At 69.5% G+C, this 18,504-nt stretch carries 14 protein-coding genes and 2 tRNA genes; 13 read left to right on the forward strand and 3 right to left on the reverse strand.

All coding sequences use genetic code 11. The features are described from left to right. The first annotated feature begins 65 nt into the window (after positions 1-65). From ACWIDW_RS09725 to ACWIDW_RS09750, 6 genes are all read left to right on the forward strand, one after another. Positions 66-1,310, forward strand: a complete 1,245-nt coding sequence (locus ACWIDW_RS09725) for a M23 family metallopeptidase (protein ID WP_454124859.1) — start codon at positions 66-68, stop codon at positions 1,308-1,310. Positions 1,311-1,376: 66 nt separating this feature from the next. Continuing rightward, positions 1,377-1,448: transfer RNA gene (locus tag ACWIDW_RS09730), tRNA-Thr, on the forward strand. 32 nt (positions 1,449-1,480) lie between these two features. Next, a tRNA-Met gene (locus ACWIDW_RS09735) sits at positions 1,481-1,554 on the forward strand. 238 nt (positions 1,555-1,792) lie between these two features. Continuing rightward, complete coding sequence (locus ACWIDW_RS09740; RefSeq protein WP_454124861.1) at positions 1,793-3,262, forward strand: DUF3375 domain-containing protein; 1,470 nt, start codon at positions 1,793-1,795, stop codon at positions 3,260-3,262. Then, positions 3,255-4,085, forward strand: a complete 831-nt coding sequence (locus ACWIDW_RS09745) for a DUF4194 domain-containing protein (protein ID WP_454124863.1) — start codon at positions 3,255-3,257, stop codon at positions 4,083-4,085. The genes ACWIDW_RS09740 and ACWIDW_RS09745 overlap by 8 nt, the downstream gene beginning before the upstream one ends. Then, positions 4,082-7,429 carry an ATP-binding protein gene (locus ACWIDW_RS09750; protein WP_454124865.1) on the forward strand — a complete coding sequence of 1,116 codons (3,348 nt, stop codon included), beginning with the start codon at positions 4,082-4,084 and terminating at the stop codon, positions 7,427-7,429. The genes ACWIDW_RS09745 and ACWIDW_RS09750 overlap by 4 nt, the downstream gene beginning before the upstream one ends. Before the next feature lie 188 nt (positions 7,430-7,617). Here ACWIDW_RS09750 and ACWIDW_RS09755 read toward each other — a convergent pair whose 3' ends face one another. Further along, positions 7,618-9,006, reverse strand: a complete 1,389-nt coding sequence (locus tag ACWIDW_RS09755; protein ID WP_454124867.1) for a DUF222 domain-containing protein — start codon at positions 9,004-9,006, stop codon at positions 7,618-7,620. Between the two features lie 172 nt (positions 9,007-9,178). On the opposite strand from ACWIDW_RS09755, the gene truA reads away from it, so the two are divergent. Then, entirely contained in the window at positions 9,179-10,027 is an 849-nt protein-coding gene (gene truA, locus ACWIDW_RS09760) for a tRNA pseudouridine(38-40) synthase TruA (RefSeq protein WP_454124868.1), read from the forward strand. Between the two features lie 63 nt (positions 10,028-10,090). Beyond that, complete coding sequence (locus ACWIDW_RS09765) at positions 10,091-10,759, forward strand: endonuclease/exonuclease/phosphatase family protein (protein ID WP_454124870.1); 669 nt, start codon at positions 10,091-10,093, stop codon at positions 10,757-10,759. A 599-nt stretch (positions 10,760-11,358) separates the two neighbouring features. Here the strand turns inward: ACWIDW_RS09765 and ACWIDW_RS09770 are convergent. Then, positions 11,359-12,504 (reverse strand): hypothetical protein, encoded by a 1,146-nt coding sequence (locus tag ACWIDW_RS09770; RefSeq protein ID WP_454124872.1) that lies wholly within the window; start codon positions 12,502-12,504, stop codon positions 11,359-11,361. Between the two features lie 207 nt (positions 12,505-12,711). Here ACWIDW_RS09770 and rplM point away from each other — a divergent pair, with 207 nt between their 5' ends. The 3 genes from rplM to glmM are packed head-to-tail and all read left to right on the forward strand — an operon-like array spanning position 12,712 to position 15,052. Next, complete coding sequence (rplM, locus tag ACWIDW_RS09775) at positions 12,712-13,158, forward strand: 50S ribosomal protein L13 (protein ID WP_454124874.1); 447 nt, start codon at positions 12,712-12,714, stop codon at positions 13,156-13,158. A gap of 26 nt (positions 13,159-13,184) precedes the next feature. Beyond that, a complete protein-coding gene (gene rpsI, locus ACWIDW_RS09780) occupies positions 13,185-13,670 on the forward strand; it encodes a 30S ribosomal protein S9 (protein WP_071640480.1) in 486 nt (161 codons plus the stop codon). A gap of 17 nt (positions 13,671-13,687) precedes the next feature. Further along, positions 13,688-15,052 carry a phosphoglucosamine mutase gene (glmM, locus tag ACWIDW_RS09785; RefSeq protein WP_454124876.1) on the forward strand — a complete coding sequence of 455 codons (1,365 nt, stop codon included), beginning with the start codon at positions 13,688-13,690 and terminating at the stop codon, positions 15,050-15,052. 281 nt (positions 15,053-15,333) lie between these two features. On the opposite strand, the gene ACWIDW_RS09790 is transcribed toward glmM, so the two are convergent. Continuing rightward, a complete protein-coding gene (locus ACWIDW_RS09790; protein ID WP_454124878.1) occupies positions 15,334-15,936 on the reverse strand; it encodes an acyltransferase in 603 nt (200 codons plus the stop codon). Positions 15,937-16,423: 487 nt separating this feature from the next. Here ACWIDW_RS09790 and ACWIDW_RS09795 point away from each other — a divergent pair, with 487 nt between their 5' ends. After that, on the forward strand, positions 16,424-17,473 hold the full coding sequence (locus ACWIDW_RS09795) for a Gfo/Idh/MocA family protein (protein ID WP_454125308.1): 1,050 nt from the start codon (positions 16,424-16,426) through the stop codon (positions 17,471-17,473). Further along, positions 17,470-18,489, forward strand: a complete 1,020-nt coding sequence (locus ACWIDW_RS09800) for a dTDP-glucose 4,6-dehydratase (RefSeq protein ID WP_454124880.1) — start codon at positions 17,470-17,472, stop codon at positions 18,487-18,489. The genes ACWIDW_RS09795 and ACWIDW_RS09800 overlap by 4 nt, the downstream gene beginning before the upstream one ends. The last annotated feature ends 15 nt before the right edge of the window (positions 18,490-18,504 follow it).

Consider the following 18,504-nt stretch of genomic DNA (forward strand, 5'->3'; position numbering starts at 1 on the left):
CCCCTGAGCACACAGAGAACGCCGCTGCCCCGACGCGTCGTTCGAATCGACTTCGCGCCGCTTCGGTGGTCCCCGCGGATTCGACGACTCCGAATGCAGACCAGGTCGTCCCGTCTTCGGCATCCGCTGTCGCCGCCGCTGCGGCCGTGACCGCCGCCGCCGTCTCGGCCGCCGCTACCAGCCGCCGCGCCCGCCGGATGGCCGCGGGCGGAAGTTCCGAGGCGCAGACCATCGCCGAGCCCGAGACCGTCATCGCCGCGCCGGCTGCGGTCATCGCCGAGGTCGTCGCATCCGTGGCATCCGCCGCCGCACCCGCCCCCGCGCCCGCTGTGCGCGAGGAGCCGGCGGCGATCGTCGATCCCGTCGCCGTCTCGGCCCCCACGAACTCGTCCGCTGCGGCATCCGCCGGCGCAGCCCCGACCGGAGCAGCCCCGACCGGCACCGACCCGTTCGCGGCCGCATCGCAGGCCTTCGGCTTCCGTCCCGTCGATGACCAGCCCGTCGACGAGGTTCCCGTCGCCGCTGAGCCCGTGTCTGCGGGCGTCGTGGTCTCGCATGTCGCTCCGCGGCGGCCGCGCGTCTCGCGGTTCGTCGCCGCGGGCGCGAGCCTCGGCATCATGGGCGTCGCCGGCCTCATCGCCGTGTCGATGACGCTGCCCGTCTCGGCCGTCGCCGCCACGCAGGGTGGCGCATCGGCATCCCTCGTCGCCGGCACGTCTGCCGCTTCGTCCTCGACGAAGAAGGCCGATGGCGAGATCCAGGCGTTCGTCGCCCCCGCCGACGTGCAGGGCGAGTCGCTCGTCCGCTCCGACTCGTACTCGACGATCTCGCTCGCGCAGGTCGCGGCCGAAGAGGGCATCAAGTTCTCCGAGAGCCTGTACACGAATGACCCCGAGGCGGCCATCCAGTGGCCGTTCAAGGTCGGCGTGGCGATGAGCTCGCCCTACGGGCCGCGCTGGGGCCGACTGCACGCCGGCATCGACCTCGTGCCCGGCGAAGGTGCCCCGATCCAGGCGATCGCCGACGGCACGGTGCGCACCGCCACCGAATCCGGTGGCGCATACGGCGTGACGATCTACATCGACCACGTCATCGACGGTCAGGTCGTGACGAGCCACTACGCGCACATGCAGCACGGCTCGATGCAGGTCAAGACCGGAGACAAGGTGAAGGTGGGCGACGTCATCGGCAAGGTCGGCAACACCGGCCGTTCGTACGGCGCGCACCTGCATTTCGAGATCATCATCAACGGCTCGACCGTCGATCCGCTGCCGTGGATGCAGCGAAATGCCGGGCGTTACGAGTACTAGGCCTCGATTTCGCGCGAGACACCGTGAGGTGATAATCTCATCTGGTTGCCCGGAGACGGGCAGCACGCCCCGATAGCTCAGTGGCAGAGCACTTCCATGGTAAGGAAGGGGTCGTCAGTTCAATCCTGACTCGGGGCTCGCAGCATTCGCATTTCGATCGGATGCCCTGCGGCAGGGTAGCTCAGTTGGTGAGAGCGCACGACTCATAATCGTGAGGTCGCGGGTTCAAGCCCCGCTCCTGCTACAGATGAAGACCCCCGGCTCGTGCCGGGGGTTTCGTCGTCTCCGGGTGCGTTTCGCGGGGCGGCGACGTCGAGACTTGTGTTCCAGCACGGGACTTGGCCGCCGAGGGTCGGTTTCATGCTGGAACGCAAGTCTCGCGGGGCCGGCGCGGACGCGGGGTCGGTGCGGACGCGGGGCCGGCGGTGGCCAGCGGGCCGGCGAAGACGGGCAGCATCGCACTGCCCGATAAACTGGAGGCGATGACTGGCGCGCGTGCCGAGGCGGCATACTCTCGCTCCCTCGCGGCGTTCCGCACGCCGACGCTGGGGCTGCTTCACGGTCGCCAGGCGCCGTTCGTCATCGCCGCGCTGTCGATGCTGTTCTCGGCCGAACGGCCCGCCGTTCCCGTCGCGGATGCCCACGCCGAGGTCGCCGAGGCTCTCGACGAGCTGCGTGCCGCCGGCCACGACGATGACGACCGCCGCATCCCCTCCGGCAGTGGCCGCGAGGTGTGCCGCACGTGGGCGAAGCAGGGCTGGCTCGTGCAGCAGATCGACGACGACGTCGAGGTGTACCGGCTCTCGGCGCATGCGGTCGAGGCGCTCGAGATCACCGGCCGCACAGGCGGCGGCCGTACCCGCGTGTCGAACTCGCGCGTGCGCACCCTGCTCGACGCGGTCGAGCGGCTGGCCGACGAGGCCGAAGCCGACCCGGTGAAGCGGATCGCGCGTCTCACGGCCGAGCGGGATGCACTCGATGCCGAGATCCTGCGGGTGCAGGCGAACGGCACGGTTCCCGTCGACGACGAGGAGCTGTACGAAGAGGCCGAGAACATCCTGCACCTGGCGCGTGAGCTGCCCGCCGACTTCACCCGCGTGGCCGAGTCGCTCAAGGCGATGCAGCGCGATGTCGTCGCGCACCTGCGCCGTGACGAGCGTCCGACCGGCGAGGTGCTGCGCGAATACCTGCAGCGCGCGAAGGATGTCATGCAGTCGACCCCGGAGGGGCGGGCCTTCGCCGGAGCGCTGCGGCTGATCGGCGATCCGGACCGCATCGACGCTCTCGCCGAGCAGCTGCACGACCTGCTCGCGCATCCCTTCGCCCGGCACCTCGATCAGACGCAGCGGGCGGAGTTCGACGCGATCGGCCGCCGGGTCGAGCTGGGCGTCGAAGAGGTGCTCGCCGCTCAGCGCCGCGCCTCGCACGTGATCACCGGCCAGGTGAAGACGCACGACCCGCTGCGCGATCGGCAGATCGACGACCTGCTGCGCGATGTCATCTCCGGCCTTCATCAGTGGGCGCAGACCGCGCCGGCGAACGCGGTGGTCGAGCCGGTGCGCAGCCTGCCGCTGATCGACCTCGGGCGGCTGCGCCAGACGGTGGGCGACGTGCGCCCGCCCGGCGCGCCCGCCCCGCTGACGGATGCCGACGACGTCGAGTACCTCGAAGCCGACTCGCGCTCGTGGGGCGGCCCGAGGTACGCCGAGCTCGAAACGTACGTCGCGGGTCTCGGCGAGCAGTTCGACCTGGCGGATGCCTTCGCCCACGCCCCCGACGACACGCGCCGCCCGGTCGACCTGGTCGGTCTGCTCGAGATCGCGCACCGCAACGGCATGAACGAGACCGACGGTCTGTCGACCGTCGAGACGCTGCGCCCCGACGGCACCACGAGGCGCTTCGCGTTCGTCTCGGCGACCGCTCGCGCAGCCGAGGAGGACGACGATGACTGACGAGACTTCTGCTTCCGGTGCGGCCGGGGGCCCGGCATCCGGATCGGGGATGGTAAACGCCGGTGCGGATGCCGGGGAACCGGCGTTCGGCATCCCCGAGCGAACCGACGACCACGACACCGCTGACGAGACCGAGGCGCCGTTCATCGCGCCGGTGGCGATGGAGGACGACCCCGACGAGCTCTTCCCCGGCGATCGAGGCACCCTCGATCCGGAGGTGCGACGTGTGCTCGTGCACGTGCTGCAGCGGCGGTTCCTCAGCGCCGACAGCCGCGCCGAGTGGGCGCTGCTGCTCGAGCACCAGCAGCTGATCGAGTCGCGCATGCACGACCTGTATCTGCGCCTGGTGGTCGACCTCGGCCGCGGTGTGGCGTACAAGCAGCAGGTGCGCTCCGACGAGTTCGAGGTGCCGATCCTGCTCAAGGACGCCCCGTACAACCGCACCGAGACGCTCGTGCTCGTGCACCTGCGCACGGTCTTCCAGCGCGAGTCCGCTGCGGGCGAGCCGGCCCCTCGAATCGACATCGAAGACGTCGAGCAGACCGTGCTCAGCTATCTGACGGATGCCGACGGCAGCATCGCCCGCCAGCAGAAGGCGATCCGCGCGGCGCTCGATCGGCTCGACCGCGAGGGCGTGATCGACGAGGAGACCCTCGGCCGCTACTGGATCAGCCCTCTGGTCGAGGTGGTGCTGAGCGCCGAGAAGCTCGCCGAGCTGCGCGCGTGGCTGCGCGAGCAGGCGGCGCAGCAGGCATCCCGAGCCGCCACTGCCGAGAAGCAGACCGCACAGACGACGACCGCCCAGAAGGAGGCAGCGCTGTGACGATGCTCGACACGCTCTTCGGGCTGATCCCCGCCGACTCCCGCGGCCAGCAGTGGGTCGCCGAAGACCTGCAGCTGATCAACTGGGGCGGCTACGACGGCGGCCCGCACCGGGTGCGGTTCTCACCCAACGCGACCATGCTGTGCGGCGGCTCCGGATCGGGCAAGTCGACGCTGATGGATGCCTACATCGCCCTGATGATGCCGCACACCACACCGTTCAACGGCGCCTCCAACGGCGGGATCACCGGCCGCCCGCGCGGAGATGAGCAGCGCAACATCCTCTCGTACGGCCGCGGCAAGATCGACGAGTCGCGCACCGACGAGGGCACCCGGCTGCGCGTGCTGCGCGGCGACGGCGAAGACACCTGGACGGCGATCGCGATGACGTGGCTCGACCACGACGGCTCGCGCTTCACGGCGCTGCGCGCCTGGTACATCCCGGCGGGCGCACGCATCCTCGAAGACACCGTGCGGGTGCGTGCCACGACCGACGGGTTCTTCGACCTCGCCCGGCTCGAAGAGGCCGCCTCGCAGCGGCTCGCCGACTCGGCGCTGCGCGCCCTCGGACTCGACACCCTCGGCACCGACCGCGAGTTCTCGGCGCGCCTGCACGCCGTGCTGGGCATCGGCGCGGCGGGTTCCGGTGCGAAGGCGATGAGTCTGCTCGCGCGCATCCAGGCCGGTCAGCAGATCACGACGGTCGACGACCTGTACAAGCGGCTGGTTCTCGAAGAGCCCGAGACGATGGCGACGGCGGATGCCGTGGTCGCGCACTTCGACGAGCTCGAGAGCACCCGCGCGAGCATGATCACCGCGCGACAGCAGGTGAGTGCCCTCGAGCCGATCCCGGGCATCCGCGACCGGATCACCGCAGCCGCGGAGCAGGTGCGCCTGATCGACGAGGTGGGCGACTTCGCCTCGCCCGATTCGCGCGCGAGGCTGTGGCGGGCCCAGCGCCGCCTCGATCTGCTGCGCGAGGTCGAGGATGAACTGCGCGACCGCACGCACGCGCTCGATCTGACCCTGCGTGAGAAGAAGGCGCTCGTCGACGCCGCCGAAGCCGAGCGCGACGGCCTGCTCGACCTGCTGCGCCAGTCGGGCGGCGACCGGCTCGAGACCGCGCAGCGCGAACTGCGCGCGGTCGAGCGGCGCCTCGCCGAGGTGCAGCGCGAGCGCGACCGGTTCGACGCGGTGCTGATCGAGCTCGGACTGTCGGCCACGACGGCCGAGGAGTTCGCCGAGGTGCAGGCCGCCGCGCGTGCGGCCCAGTCGGAGGCATCCGCTCGCCGCCAGGCGCGGGCGACGTTCGCCGAGGCCGAGTCGGCCCGGCAGGCGCTCGCGAAGCGCCGTCGTGCGCTCGCCGAGGAGCGCGCGGAGGCGGATCGGTTGCGCGGCAGCATCCCTTCCGCCCTCGACCGGGCGCGCGTGCTGCTGGCCGAGGCGGCCGGTCTCGACGTCGACGACCTGCCGTTCGTCGGCGAGCTGATCGAGGTGCGCACCGAGTTCGAGCCGTGGCGCGAGGCGTTCAATCTCGCCCTCGGCGGGTTCGCGACGACGATCCTGCTCGACGACGCGCACATCGACCGGTTCCGCGCCGCGATCGACGAGGTGCGCCTGCCGATCCGGCTGCGCTACGAGGGTGTGCAGACCGGTCTGGCGTCGGCCGATCTCGCCGACACGCGTACGCTCCCCGGCCGGCTCGACCACCGCCCCACGCCGTTCACCGGCTGGCTGCAGCAGCGTCTCGACGAGCGCTTCGGGTTCGTGTGCGTCGACTCGTCGGCCCAGCTGGGGGCGCACGCGATGGCGCTCACCATCGCGGGTCAGATGTCGCAGGGCAGTCGCGGCGCGCACGGCGGGCACGGGCGCGAGAACGTGCTGGGCTTCTCGAACGAGCGGCGCCTGCGTGCGCTCGACGAGCAGGCCGCGGCTCTCGAGGCGGAGGTCGGGGCGGCCACCGCCGCGGTGACCGACGCCGAGGCGGCGATGGATGCCATCGAGCAGCGTTCGACGGCCTTCGCGATGATCCACGACCTGACCTGGGAGCAGATCGACGTCGCGTCGCTCGTGGCTGAGGTCGAGCGGTGGCAGGCCGTCGAGGCCGAGGTGACGACCGCGAGTCCCGAGATCGCCGATCTGCGCGAACGGGCCGAGAGCCTCAAGGTGCGCGCCGCCGTGCTGCGCGATGAGATCGGCGCGCTCGGCGCGCAGTGCGCGGACGCCCAGGAGCGGTGGGGCGCGGTGACCGACGACGTCGACGAGTGCCAGAGGGTGGTCGACGACGCGTCGGAGATGTCGGTCGACGATGCGCAGGCGGCGTTCCTCGATGAGCGGTTCATGCTCGCGGCGTCTGGCGACGGCGAGGGCGCGTCGGCGAGCGACCGCCTCGCCCGGCTCGACCTCGCTTTGACATCGGCGGCGGCACGTCTGGCATCCGACCGCCGTGCCGCGGTCGAGGCGCACGACGAGCAGCGCGAGCGGATGCGGCAGCTGATGTCGTCATTTCTCGAGAGGTGGCCGAACCTCAACCTGCTGCCGGACCCGGATGCCTCGGTGCCGGAGTTCCTCGGCATCCTCGAGGCGCTGCGCACGAACGGGCTGCACGAGCTCGAGAGCGAGTGGCGAGACAGTCTGCTGGGGCTCTCGGGCAACGACCTGACCAGCCTCGATTCGACGCTGAGCCGGTCGGTGCGCGAGATCAGGGAGCGCATCGAGCCGATCAACAGCATCATGCGCGAGCTGCCGTTCTACGACGACCGGCATCGCCTGCAGATCTCGCCGCGCGAGAACCAGTCCGAGGCCCGTAAGCGCTTCCGCCGCGAGCTGCGCGAGGTGCGCGGGCTGATCGAGGCGGCGTCGACCGACGACGAGCGCGAGCACGCGTACAAGCGGATGAGCCGGCTGATCGGGCGGATGCGCCGCACCGCTCCCGACTTCGCCGAGCTGATCGACGTGCGCAACCACGTGCGCGTGTCTGCCGAGCGGGTGCTCGCCGAGACGGGCGAGCACGTCGCCCTGTACGACCACATCGGCGAGAAGTCGGGTGGCGAGTCGCAGGAGCTGGTCGCGTTCATCGTCGGTGCGGCTCTGCGATACCAGCTGGGGGATGCCGGCGCGTCGCGTCCGCGGTACGCGCCGGTGTTCATGGACGAGGCGCTGATCAAGGCCGACGCGCACTTCACCAAGCGCGCGATCGGCGCGTGGCGGGGGCTGGGATTCCAGCTCGTGATCGGCGCACCGAACGACAAGTACAGCGCCATCGAGCCGCACGTCGACGTGGAGTACACGATTCTCAAGGACACCCGCGGGCGATCGTGGGCGAAGCCGAAGGTCGCGGTCTGAGCGTGTGGTCTGAGCGTGTGGTCTGAGCGTGTGGTCTGAGCGAGCGATGGCGGGGCAGCCCGGGTGAGGCGGCACTGCGCGGTCGAGTCGCACGGCAGGTCCGAGTCGCACGGCAGGTCCGGGTCGCACGGCAGGTTCGGGTCGCACGGCAGGTTCGGGTCGCACGGCAGGGGGCAGAGCTGCTGTGCTCAGGCGGCGATGTCGTAGCGGGCTCTGCCGCCGAGGCGGGGTGCGCGGGTGCGATCGATGTGTGGTGGTGGGATGAACCACACTCGTCCCCTGATGCCCGAGCGCGCATCGGTGTTCTCGATCCGGATCTCCCACCCGTTGTCGTGGATGCGATGGTGACAGGTCGAGCAGAGCAGGATCCCGTTGGCGAGGTCCGTCGGCCCGGTGTCTCGATTCCACCAGTCGATGTGGTGCACTTCGGTCATGTTCGGTGGGAGTCCGCACATCGCGCATCCGCCGTCTCGGTCGACGAGGGCGAGTTTCTGCTGTCGGGTGAACAGGCGCTTCTCGCGCCCCCAGTCGAGGATGTCCCCGGCGCTGTCGAGCACGCAGGGGATGACGCCGCCGCTGGCGGCCATCCGCCGGATCGCGGTGACGGAGATAGGCTGGTCGATCCCGTCGATGCTTCCCGCGCCCGTGCCCGCTTCGAGATCCGATGCGTTGATGCGGACGATGACGGTGGCACCGCTGACGGGCATCCGGCTGTCGCAGTCGAGCATGTGGGCGCAGAACAGGGCGAGGGCGTCGGCGCGCATCATGGTGACGGTGCGCTGATCGGCATCCGCCCCACTCGCACCAAGGACGCCCGCGTCCGCGATGCCCGTGTCGGCCATGTCTTTGCGGGCCTGGAACTGTGCCGACACGTACCCGTCGATCGCCGCTTTGATCGGTGCGCCTTCTTCGACCGGGGTGACGAGGTTGAGGTGCAGCATGCCGTCGCGTTCGAACATGCTCAGCGCCCGCGCCATGCGGCGCTCTTCTTCTCGCGCTTCGAGCTTGTCGGCTTCGAGCACCGCTTCGGCGCGCTTGACGAGGCGGCGCACGTCATCCAGCGACAGTCCGACGGCTCGCTCCACCAGCTGCTGCTCGACATCCGCCACAAGGTCTTTGTCGGCCCCGATCCGCGCCCGGTCGAGGAACTCCACGATCACCGCCGCCCCGGCACCACCCAACTGGACGGAGGTCACCGCGGTCTGCACGGCCGGGTACTTCGCCGGCGCGGGCTCGCCGAGCAGATTCTGCCGGGGTGCGATCGCCTCGCCGACTTTCACCAGCCGCGCCGCGTCTCCCGCGCTCGTGCCGGTGGTGGTCGCGATGAGCTGGGCGGTGCTGCGGAATCCTTGCTGCTTCGCCAGCGACTCGGCACCCAGTTCCGGTCGGGATTCGCGCGCGATGGCCGCGGCGACGTCGGCCTGCAGGGCATCCAGCGCCCGCCGCGCGGAACCGATGGCGCGGGTCAGCGACACGAGGTCCGACCGGTCGAGGTCGGCCGCGGTCGAGGCATCCGCCCACACCCCGGCGAGAGCCGTGACGGCTTCTCGCAACGGGTGCAGAGCGGATGCTGACATGTGAAAAGCCTAAACGCCGGCCAGTCACAAGTCAAGCAAAACTACGAAGACAACCGTAGCAGTTCTCCACAGAACTCGAAACTATATGCGACTTGATGGAATGCGTCGGTCAGGCATCCTGGGCCATCAACCGCCGACATCCGCGGCCGGCGCTCGCGTCTAGGCTGAACACGTGCGCATCCGTCTCGACATCGCCTACGACGGCACCCACTTCCGCGGCTGGGCGAAGCAGCCGGGCCTGCGCACGGTGCAGGGCACGATCGAGGCGGCGCTCGCGCGCATCCTCGGCTCCGAGGCGCAGCTGGTCGTCGCCGGTCGGACCGATGCCGGGGTGCACGCCTCCGATCAGGTCGCGCACGTCGACCTTGATGACGCCCAGCGGGCTCGGCTGCAGACGCGCCACGGCCATGCGGCGACTGATCCTGCGGGGTCGCTCGCCCGTCGCATCCGGGGCGTGCTCGGCAGCTATCCCGACGTGACCGTCACCCGCACCAGCCTCGCGCCGGACGGTTTCGACGCGCGCTTCTCGGCGGTGTGGCGGCGGTACGGCTACCGGCTCGCCGACGCGACGGTGGGCTACGACCCGATGCGCCGCAACGACACGACGACGATCCGCGCCGCTCTCGACGTCGAGCGGATGGATGCCGCAGCGCACACCCTCATCGGTCTGCACGACTTCGCGGCGTACTGCAAGCCGCGCGAGGAGGCGACCACCATCCGCACCCTGCTCGACTACCGCTGGACGCGCGATCGCGACGGCGTGCTCGTCGCGGAGGTGAAGGCCGACGCGTTCTGCCACAGCATGGTGCGCGCACTCGTCGGGGCGTGCGCGGCCGTCGGGGAGGGCAGGCTCGAGGTCGACGACGTCGCGCGACTGCGTGATGAGCTCACTCGCACGAGCGCATTCAAGGTGCTGCCGGCGAGGGGGCTCACTCTCGTCGAGGTCGGGTATCCGGCCGACGAGCTGCTGGCATCCCGCGCCGAGCAGACTCGCGCCCGACGCGACCGCGACGACGATTAGTCCGGCGGGCGCCTCGAGCGCAACCCCGTCGCGCGGTCAGATCGCGGCGGTAACGTGGCCGGCATGAGGGTGATCTCGTACAACCTGCGCAAGCATCGCGCCGCAGCCGAGTTGACGGCGCTCGTCGCCCAGCACGATCCCGACATCCTCTGTCTGCAGGAGTGCGACACCACCGCCCTCCGGGATGCCATCGGCGGACTGTCGCTCGTGCACACCACCAGTGGCAATCGTCTGGGGCTCGCGATGTACCTGCGGCGCAACCTGTTCCAGGTCGAGCAGGTGCGCACGATCGGGCTGAAGAAATCGCTTCACGACCGTGTGCTGAAGCCGGCGAACGAGCGCGTGCTCGGCGCGCGGCTGCGTGACATCGACACCGGGCGGGGGCTGATCGTCGCCTCGTTCCACGCAGCGCCGCTCACCGCGCTCAACTCGCTGCGGCGGAACCAGATCAGGGCGGGACTCGACGCCCTGCAGGAGCTCGGACCCGGGCTGCCGCTGCTCATGGTCGGCGACTACAACTACCCCGTGTTCAAGGAGAGCCTCGGCCAGACCGTGCGCGAGCACGGGTACACCCTGACCCTCAGCGACGACCGCACGTATACGCGCTACCGCGTGTTCCGCGGGCACTACGACTTCGCGACGTCAGTCGGCTTCGACATCTCGAAGATCACGACCCTGCCGCAGGCCACGAGCGATCACCGTCCCATCCTCGTGACGGCCGAGGCGGCGTAGTCCGGGCTCGGCCCCGCGTGTGGTCGGGTGGTCCCATATGGCCGCTTCGGCGCGGGGGATGCCGCCATGTGGGCCCACCTGCGAGGGGTCGTGGCTCTGTGAGGTGGCGCTGCGTGGTCGGGTGGTCCCATATGGTCGCTTCGGCGCGGGGGATGCCGCCATGCGGGCCCACTCGAGAGGGGCGTCCGGCTGTGACGTCGGCCTCACTTGGCCGGGTGGTCCCATGTGGTCGCCTGCGGACGCGGGATGCCGCCACTTGGGCCCACCCGCGAGGGTGTCGGCTCCATGATGTCGACCTCACTTGGCCGGGTGGGCCCATGTGGTCGCCTGCGGGCGAGGGATGCCGCCACTCGGGCCCACCCGCGGGGTGTCGCGGCCCTGTGAGGTGACACCGCGTCGTCGGGTGGTCCCATGTGGTCGCCTGCGGGCGAGGGATGCCGCCATGTGGGCCCACGCGCGAGGGTGTAGTGCGCTCAGAGGTCAGGGCGCCAGCCCCGCCGCATCAGCACCTCGCGCACGATGCGAGCAGCCGTCTTGCGGGTACGGATGTCGAGGGCGGTCAACCGCACGACCTCCCAGCCGGCGTTCGCGTAGTCGCGTTATTTCTGCAGGTCTCGATTCCACTGCTGCTTCGACGAGCGATGGTGATCGCCCTCTATCTCGACCGCGACGCGGTATTGCCGGTAGGCGAACTCCGAGATCCCCAGCCTGCGGCCTCGATCGTCGCAGATGTCGACATCCAGTTCCGGCTCGGGCAGACCGGCGTCCTCGCTGTCGAGCCGGTAATCCGTCTCGAGCGGCGATGAGCAGCCGACCCGGATTCGATCGAGCGCGGTTCGCAGCTTCTTCAGCCCCGGCCGTGAACCGGCGTCGATCACGGCCTGCAGCTGCTCGATCGTCGCCCCGGCCCGCTCCGGATGCGGAATCCCGTGATCGTCGCGCGGAATTCTGACCATCGCATCCCCGAGGATGATCAGCTTGCGCACGCTGAGGTCGCGTCCGAGCATCGCCCAGGTGCTGGCCGGAGAAGAGGTCGGGATGCCATCGAGTTCGTCGATGACGACCAGATGCGGCCTGATGGTGCGCCCCTTGACGCCGCGCCCCTTCGGCGCCCTGCGCGGTGCGAAGACCGCGACGTCGAGTGTGTCGGGGGGATCGACCGGATAACCGCGCAGCACGGCGGCGCTGACGCCGCAGATGAAGCTGCCGGAAGCGGCGACCTGCAGATACGACAGCGCTTTCGAACGCATGAGGCGTTTGCTCGTCCGCGTGAGGGCCAGCGGCTCGGTGTCGCGGGTGATCTCGTCCTGCTCTGCGGCGATGTCGGCGACGGTGCGGCGCGCGCCGTGGAACGGCCGGTCGAGGTCTTTTGCTCGCATCCGGCCGCGGGTCAGTCCTGCCTCGCGACCGCTCCCGACGTTGAAACGCACGCCGAGTGCGCTCGGCAGGCTGTTCGGTGTGATGGGCATCCGTCCACTCTCGCCTCTGCTCCCGACTCGCGATTGTGCCGGATCCACGACCGGGGGAGTATCCGATGTGGCCGGCACATGTGCAGGACGATTGCGGCGCTTCGGGTGGGCCCGTGCGGAGACAGGGCGCCGCACCCCGGGTGGACCCATATGGTCGCCTCGCTCGAAAGGATGCAGCCATTCGGGACCGCCGGCCGACAGGGCGGGGGACGCGAGCGAGGGCGCCGCACATCGGGTGGGCCGATATGGTCGCGTCGTGCGCGAGGAGGCAGCCATGTGGGACCACCGGCCGATGACGAGGCCGCCGTTCGCCCCTTGACTCCGGATGCTGTAAGCTTGCCCCTTGGTGTGTGATCAACTGCGGTCGCACCCGCGAACGTGAGCCCTCCACTGGCGCGTGTTCCCCTCGGATCCTCGAGATGGAACCCACCCCGGAGTGGGATTCACGAACCTCTCCGTTCGAACTAAGAAAGCAGCACTATCGTGACGCGCACTTACACCCCGAAGGCCGGGCAGGTCCAGCGTGACTGGATCGTCATCGACGCCACCGACGTCGTTCTCGGCCGCCTGGCATCGCACGCAGCAGCAATCCTGCGTGGCAAGCACAAGGCCACCTTCGCCCCGCACGTCGACGTGGGTGACTTCGTCATCATCGTCAACGCCGAGAAGGTCGCCCTCACGGGCCAGAAGCTCCAGAAGAAGATGGCCTACCGCCACTCCGGCTACCCGGGCGGCCTGACCGCCACGAGCTACGCCGAGCTCCTCGAGAAGCACCCGGTTCGCGCCGTGGAGAAGGCCGTCCGCGGCATGCTCCCGAAGAACACCCTGGGTCGTCAGCAGCTGTCGAAGCTCAAGGTGTACGCCGGTGCCGAGCACCCGCACGCCGCTCAGCAGCCCACGCCGTACACCCTCGACCAGGTCGCCCAGTAAGCGCCGTAAGACTTAAGGACATACTCGTGGCTGAAATCCAGGACACCACCGAATTCCCGCAGACCTTCTCGACCTCGAGCCCTGAGGCTGAGGTCCAGGAGTCGGCTCCCCGCCCCGTGCTCTCCGTTCCCGGCGCAGCTGTCGGCCGTCGCAAGCAGGCCATCGCCCGCGTGCGTCTGGTTCCCGGCTCGGGCACCATCACGATCAACGGTCGCACGCTCGAGGACTACTTCCCGAACAAGCTGCACCAGCAGCTGATCAACGACCCCTTCACGGTGCTGAACCTGCAGGGTGCGTACGACGTCATCGCCCGCATCTCGGGCGGCGGCGACTCGGGTCAGGCCGGCGCGCTGCGCCTCGGCATCGCCCGTGCGCTGAACAACATCGACGCCGAGAACAACCGCCCGACCCTCAAGAAGGCCGGCTTCCTCTCGCGCGACGCTCGCGTCATCGAGCGCAAGAAGGCCGGTCTCAAGAAGGCCCGCAAGGCTCCTCAGTACTCGAAGCGCTGATCCGCGCAGTTCCTCTCATGGCACTGTTCGGAACGGACGGCGTGCGGGGGCTGGCCAACGGTCAGCTCCTCACCGCCGAACTTGCGCTCCACCTGGCCCAGGCGACTGCCGTCGTCCTGGGCCAGGGCCGTATCGCCGATGCGCGTCGCACCGCCGGCAAGCGGCTCACCGCCGTCGTCGCGCGTGATCCGCGCATCTCGGGGCACTTCCTCAGCGCCGCTGTCGAGGCGGGTCTCGCCTCGTCGGGCGTGGATGTTCTCGACGCGGGCATCCTGCCCACGCCGGCCGCGGCGTTCCTCATCTCGGACATCGACGCCGACTTCGGCGTGATGATCTCGGCCTCGCACAACGCAGCGCCCGACAACGGCATCAAGATCTTCGCCCGCGGCGGAGTCAAGCTGCCCGATGTCGTCGAGCAGCGCATCGAAGAGCACATCGCCTCGCGCGAGAAGCTGCAGCCCACCGGCGGTGACGTCGGTCGCGTCATCCGGTTCTCGGATGCCGAGGATCGCTACGTCATGCATCTGCTGGCCTCGCTGCCGCACCGCCTCGACGGCATCCACGTCGTGCTCGACTGCGCCAATGGCGCGGCATCCGGAGCCTCTCCCGAGGTCTTCGCCGCGGCGGGCGCCAAGGTCACCGTCATCGGGGCGGATCCCGACGGACTGAACATCAACGACGGCGTCGGATCGACCCATCTCGACAAGCTCGCGGCAGAGGTCATCCGCGTCGGAGCCGACATCGGCATCGCCCACGACGGCGACGCCGACCGCTGCCTCGCTGTCGACGCCGACGGGAAGGTCGTCGACGGCGACCAGATCATGGCCATCCTGGCCGTGGCGATGAAGAGCCGCGGCAAGCTGGTCGACGACACGCTCGTCGCCACCGTGATGAGCAACCTCGGTCTGCACATCGCCATGCGCGAGCAGGGCATCACCGTGCGTCAGACCGCGGTGGGCGACCGTTACGTGCTCGAGGACATGAACGCCGGCGGCTACTCGCTCGGCGGCGAGCAGTCGGGTCACGTGATCATGAGCGACTTCGCCACCACCGGCGACGGCCTGCTCACGGGGCTCCACCTGGTCGCCGAGATGGCGCGTCAGAAGAAGTCGATCGCCGAACTGGCCTCGATCATGACGGTCTACCCGCAGGTGATGATCAACGTGAAGGACGTCGACAAGGACGCCGTCTCGGATCACGCCGGCGTGCAGGACGCGGTCAAGGACGTCGAAGCGCAGCTGGGCTCGACCGGCCGGGTGCTGCTGCGCAAGTCGGGCACCGAGCCGCTCGTGCGTGTGATGGTCGAGGCGGCGGATGCCGATACCGCGAACTTGCACGCCGAGTCGCTGGCGCGCACCGTGCGCCAGCACCTCGCGCTCTGAGACGCCCTCAGGTCGGAAAGGCGGTCACCCTCGCGGGTGGCCGCCTCTTTCGCGTTCACGGCCGCGGATGGCCTGGAAGACGGGCGCGGCCCCAGCGAGTGGGGACTCAGCAGGGGCCGCTGACACGGGCCGCTGGGGACGGCTCCGCATCTGACGCGAGGCACTGGGGATGCCGGACGCGCCAGCGACGCATGTGACAGCGTCGCGCTTCGAGTCTAGTCGGGTGCCCGCGCGGGAGCGCCGACGGCTGGCCCCACCAGACGAAATGGTCGTGCCCGCGCTCAGCCGGTCGGCAGCAGAGCACCGTTCTCTTCGCGATAGCGCTCGCCGGTCGTCCCGCAGACCCACTCGTCGCCATCCCGCTCGAGCGGACGACCGGCACGTCCGACCCAGCCGATGCGCCGCGCCGGCACACCCACCATCAGGGCGTGTGCGGGCACGTCCTTCGTCACCACCGCTCCGGCCGCGACCAGCGCCCACGCTCCGATCCGCACGGGAGCGATGCACACCGCCCTGGCGCCGATGGACGCCCCCTGCTCGATGATCACGCCGACGGCCTGCCAGTCGTCGCCGGACTTCAGCGAGCCGTCCGGGTTCACCGCCCGGGGGAACTCGTCGTTCGTGAGCACCGCGGCGGGCCCGATGAAGACGCCGTCAGCGAGACGGGCGGGCTCGTAGACCAGTGCGTGGTTCTGCAGCTTGCAGTTGTCGCCGATCCGCACGCCGGGGCCGACGTACGCGCCGCGGCCGATGTTGCAGTCCACGCCCACCTGCGCGAACTCGCGCACCTGAGCCAGGTGCCAGATGCGGGTGCGATGGCCGATCCGCGCGCGAGGGTCGACGTCGGCCGTGGCCGAGATGCGTGCGGAATCGATGCTGCTCATGTCGGTCCTCCGGACGGGTGGTTGAGCTCAGCATAGGGTGCAGACGCGATCGGCATCCTTCTCGGATGGGCTGCTGCGAGGGCTACAGCTGGCTGCGGGTCTCCGTCGCCGACACTTGAGAGTCGAGTGAGTGACCTCCCCTGTTCCGGAGGTTGTCGCCGGCGGGCGGTGAAGGCTACTATGCGAGCGGGACGACTTCGATTCGCCGCTCGTGCATGAGCACGACGCCGACTCGAGTCGATTAGAGGGATCCTCTGCGATGAAGCGGAAGATCCCATGAGCGGGGACTTGGGGAGATGCAGCGTGCTGGGGATTCGCGTATTCGGGTGCAGCAACGCCATGTGGCGCTGTCTCTTGTGAGCCCGAAGGTCGCCATCGGACGCCGCGTCTGAGAGCTTCGGTCGCGGAGATCGGGTTGGGCCGCCGGGGAGGGCGGCCACAAATGGGAGAAACAGAAAACTGGGGAGGAAGCGTGAGCTCATCGCGCATGCGCGTCGGCGTTGTCGGCGCAGGGTACTGGGGACCGAATCTGGCGAGGAACTTCGCCGTCAGCCCGGATTGGGAGCTCGGGGTCATCTGCGACCTCGACGCCGAACGGGCGCAGCGTGTGGCCGATCGCGTCGGAGGTGTGCCGATCTCGACGAGCCTCGACGAGGTGCTCGCTGATCCGAACATCGACGCGATCGCTGTCGCCACACCGGCCAGAACACACTATCCGGTGGTGATGGCCGCGCTCGCTGCGGGCAAGCACGTCACAGTCGAGAAGCCGCTTGCCGACGATCGGCATCGCGGGGCGGAGATGGTCGACGCGGCCAAGGCCAACGGTCTGGTGCTGATGGCAGATCACACATACTGCTATACGCCGGCCGTGCTCAAGATCCGCCAGCTGATCGCCGACGGCGAGCTCGGCGACATCCTTTTCCTCGACAGCGTGCGCATCAACCTCGGGCTCATTCAGCCCGACGTCGACGTGTTCTGGGATCTGGCGCCGCACGACCTGTCGATCATCGACTTCGTACTGCCCGGGGGCATCGACGCGGCGACCGTCGCCGCCCAGGGGGCCGACCCGCTACGCACCGGGAAGTCGTGCGTCGGCTATCTGACCCTGCCGCTGGCCGGAGGCGCCATCGCGCACATCCACGTGAACTGGCTGAGCCCGACCAAGATCCGTCAGATGGTGATCGGGGGCACCAAGCGCACTCTCGTCTGGGATGACCTCAACCCGCAGCAGAGGCTGAGCGTGTACGACCGCGGGGTCGACCTCGCCGAGCAGTCCAAGGCGACGACGAGCGATGCGCGTGCCGCGCACATCTCCTACCGACTCGGCGACACCTGGTCGCCCGCGCTGCCTGAGACCGAGGCGCTCTCGAACATGACCGCTGAATTCGCCTCAGCCATCCGCGAGAAGAGGGAGGCACGCACAGACGGAGCATCCGGCCTTCGCGTGCTGTCGGTTCTCGAGGCGGTCCGGGGCAGCCTCGAGAACGGCGGAACCCCGCATCCGGTCGGCGCCGAGCGTGAGCTGGTGCTGTCATGACTCAGATCGAAGGCTCCCGAGTTCTGGTGACCGGAGGTGCCGGATTCATCGGCAGCCACCTCGTCGACGCCCTCGTCGAGCAGGACGCCGCATCCGTCGTGGTCGTGGATAACCTCGTCACCGGCGCAGCGGACAACCTCGAGGGCGCACTCAACGACCCCCGGGTGCGCCTAGACACCGTAGACGCGCGCGAATCGGAGCATCTCGAGGCGCTGCTGGCGGAGACGGACCTCGTCTTCCATCTCGCCTGCCTGGGTGTGCGGCACAGTCTGCACGACCCGCAGGAGAACCACGCCGTCAACGCGACCCTCTCCCTCTCCCTCGTCGAGCAGGCCCGCCGTGCCGGCGTGCGGCGGTATGTGCATGTGAGCTCGAGTGAGGTGTACGGCTCTGCTCAGTACGCGCCCATGGACGAGGGGCATCCCACGTTCCCTGAGACCGTGTACGGCGCGAGCAAGCTCGCCGGAGAAGCCTACGCCCGCGCCGCCTTCCGCACGCACGGGTTCCCCGCGCTGGTGGTGCGCCCGTTCAACGCCTACGGGCCGCGCAGCCACTTCGAGGGCGACAGTGGCGAGGTGATCCCCCGCACCATCGTGCGGGCACTGTGCGACGAGGCTCCGATCATCTACGGTGACGGCGAGCAGTCCCGCGACTTCACCCACGTGACAGACACGGCGCGGGGGATCATCGCGCTGGCCGAGTCCGACGAGGCGATCGGGCAGACGGTGAACGTCGGCTCGGGGGCCGACATCACGATCAACCGGCTCGCATCGGTGGTCACCGCTGCGGCCGGCCGTGAGGATCTGCTGCCGATGCACCTCGACCCCCGCCCGGGTGACGTCCGGCGGCTGCTGGCCGAATCGTCGCAGATGACCGCGATGACCGGCTACGCGCCGCGGGTCGACTTCGCCGACGGGGTGCGCGATCTCGTGGAGTGGTTCCGGAGTCGGCCGACTTCGCCCCAGGAGATGCTCGCGCGCATCGAGGACCGCAACTGGGAGAAAGTGCCGCGGTGAGCGAACGCATCAACG

Source organism: Microbacterium sp. NPDC055312 (genome assembly GCF_053645675.1).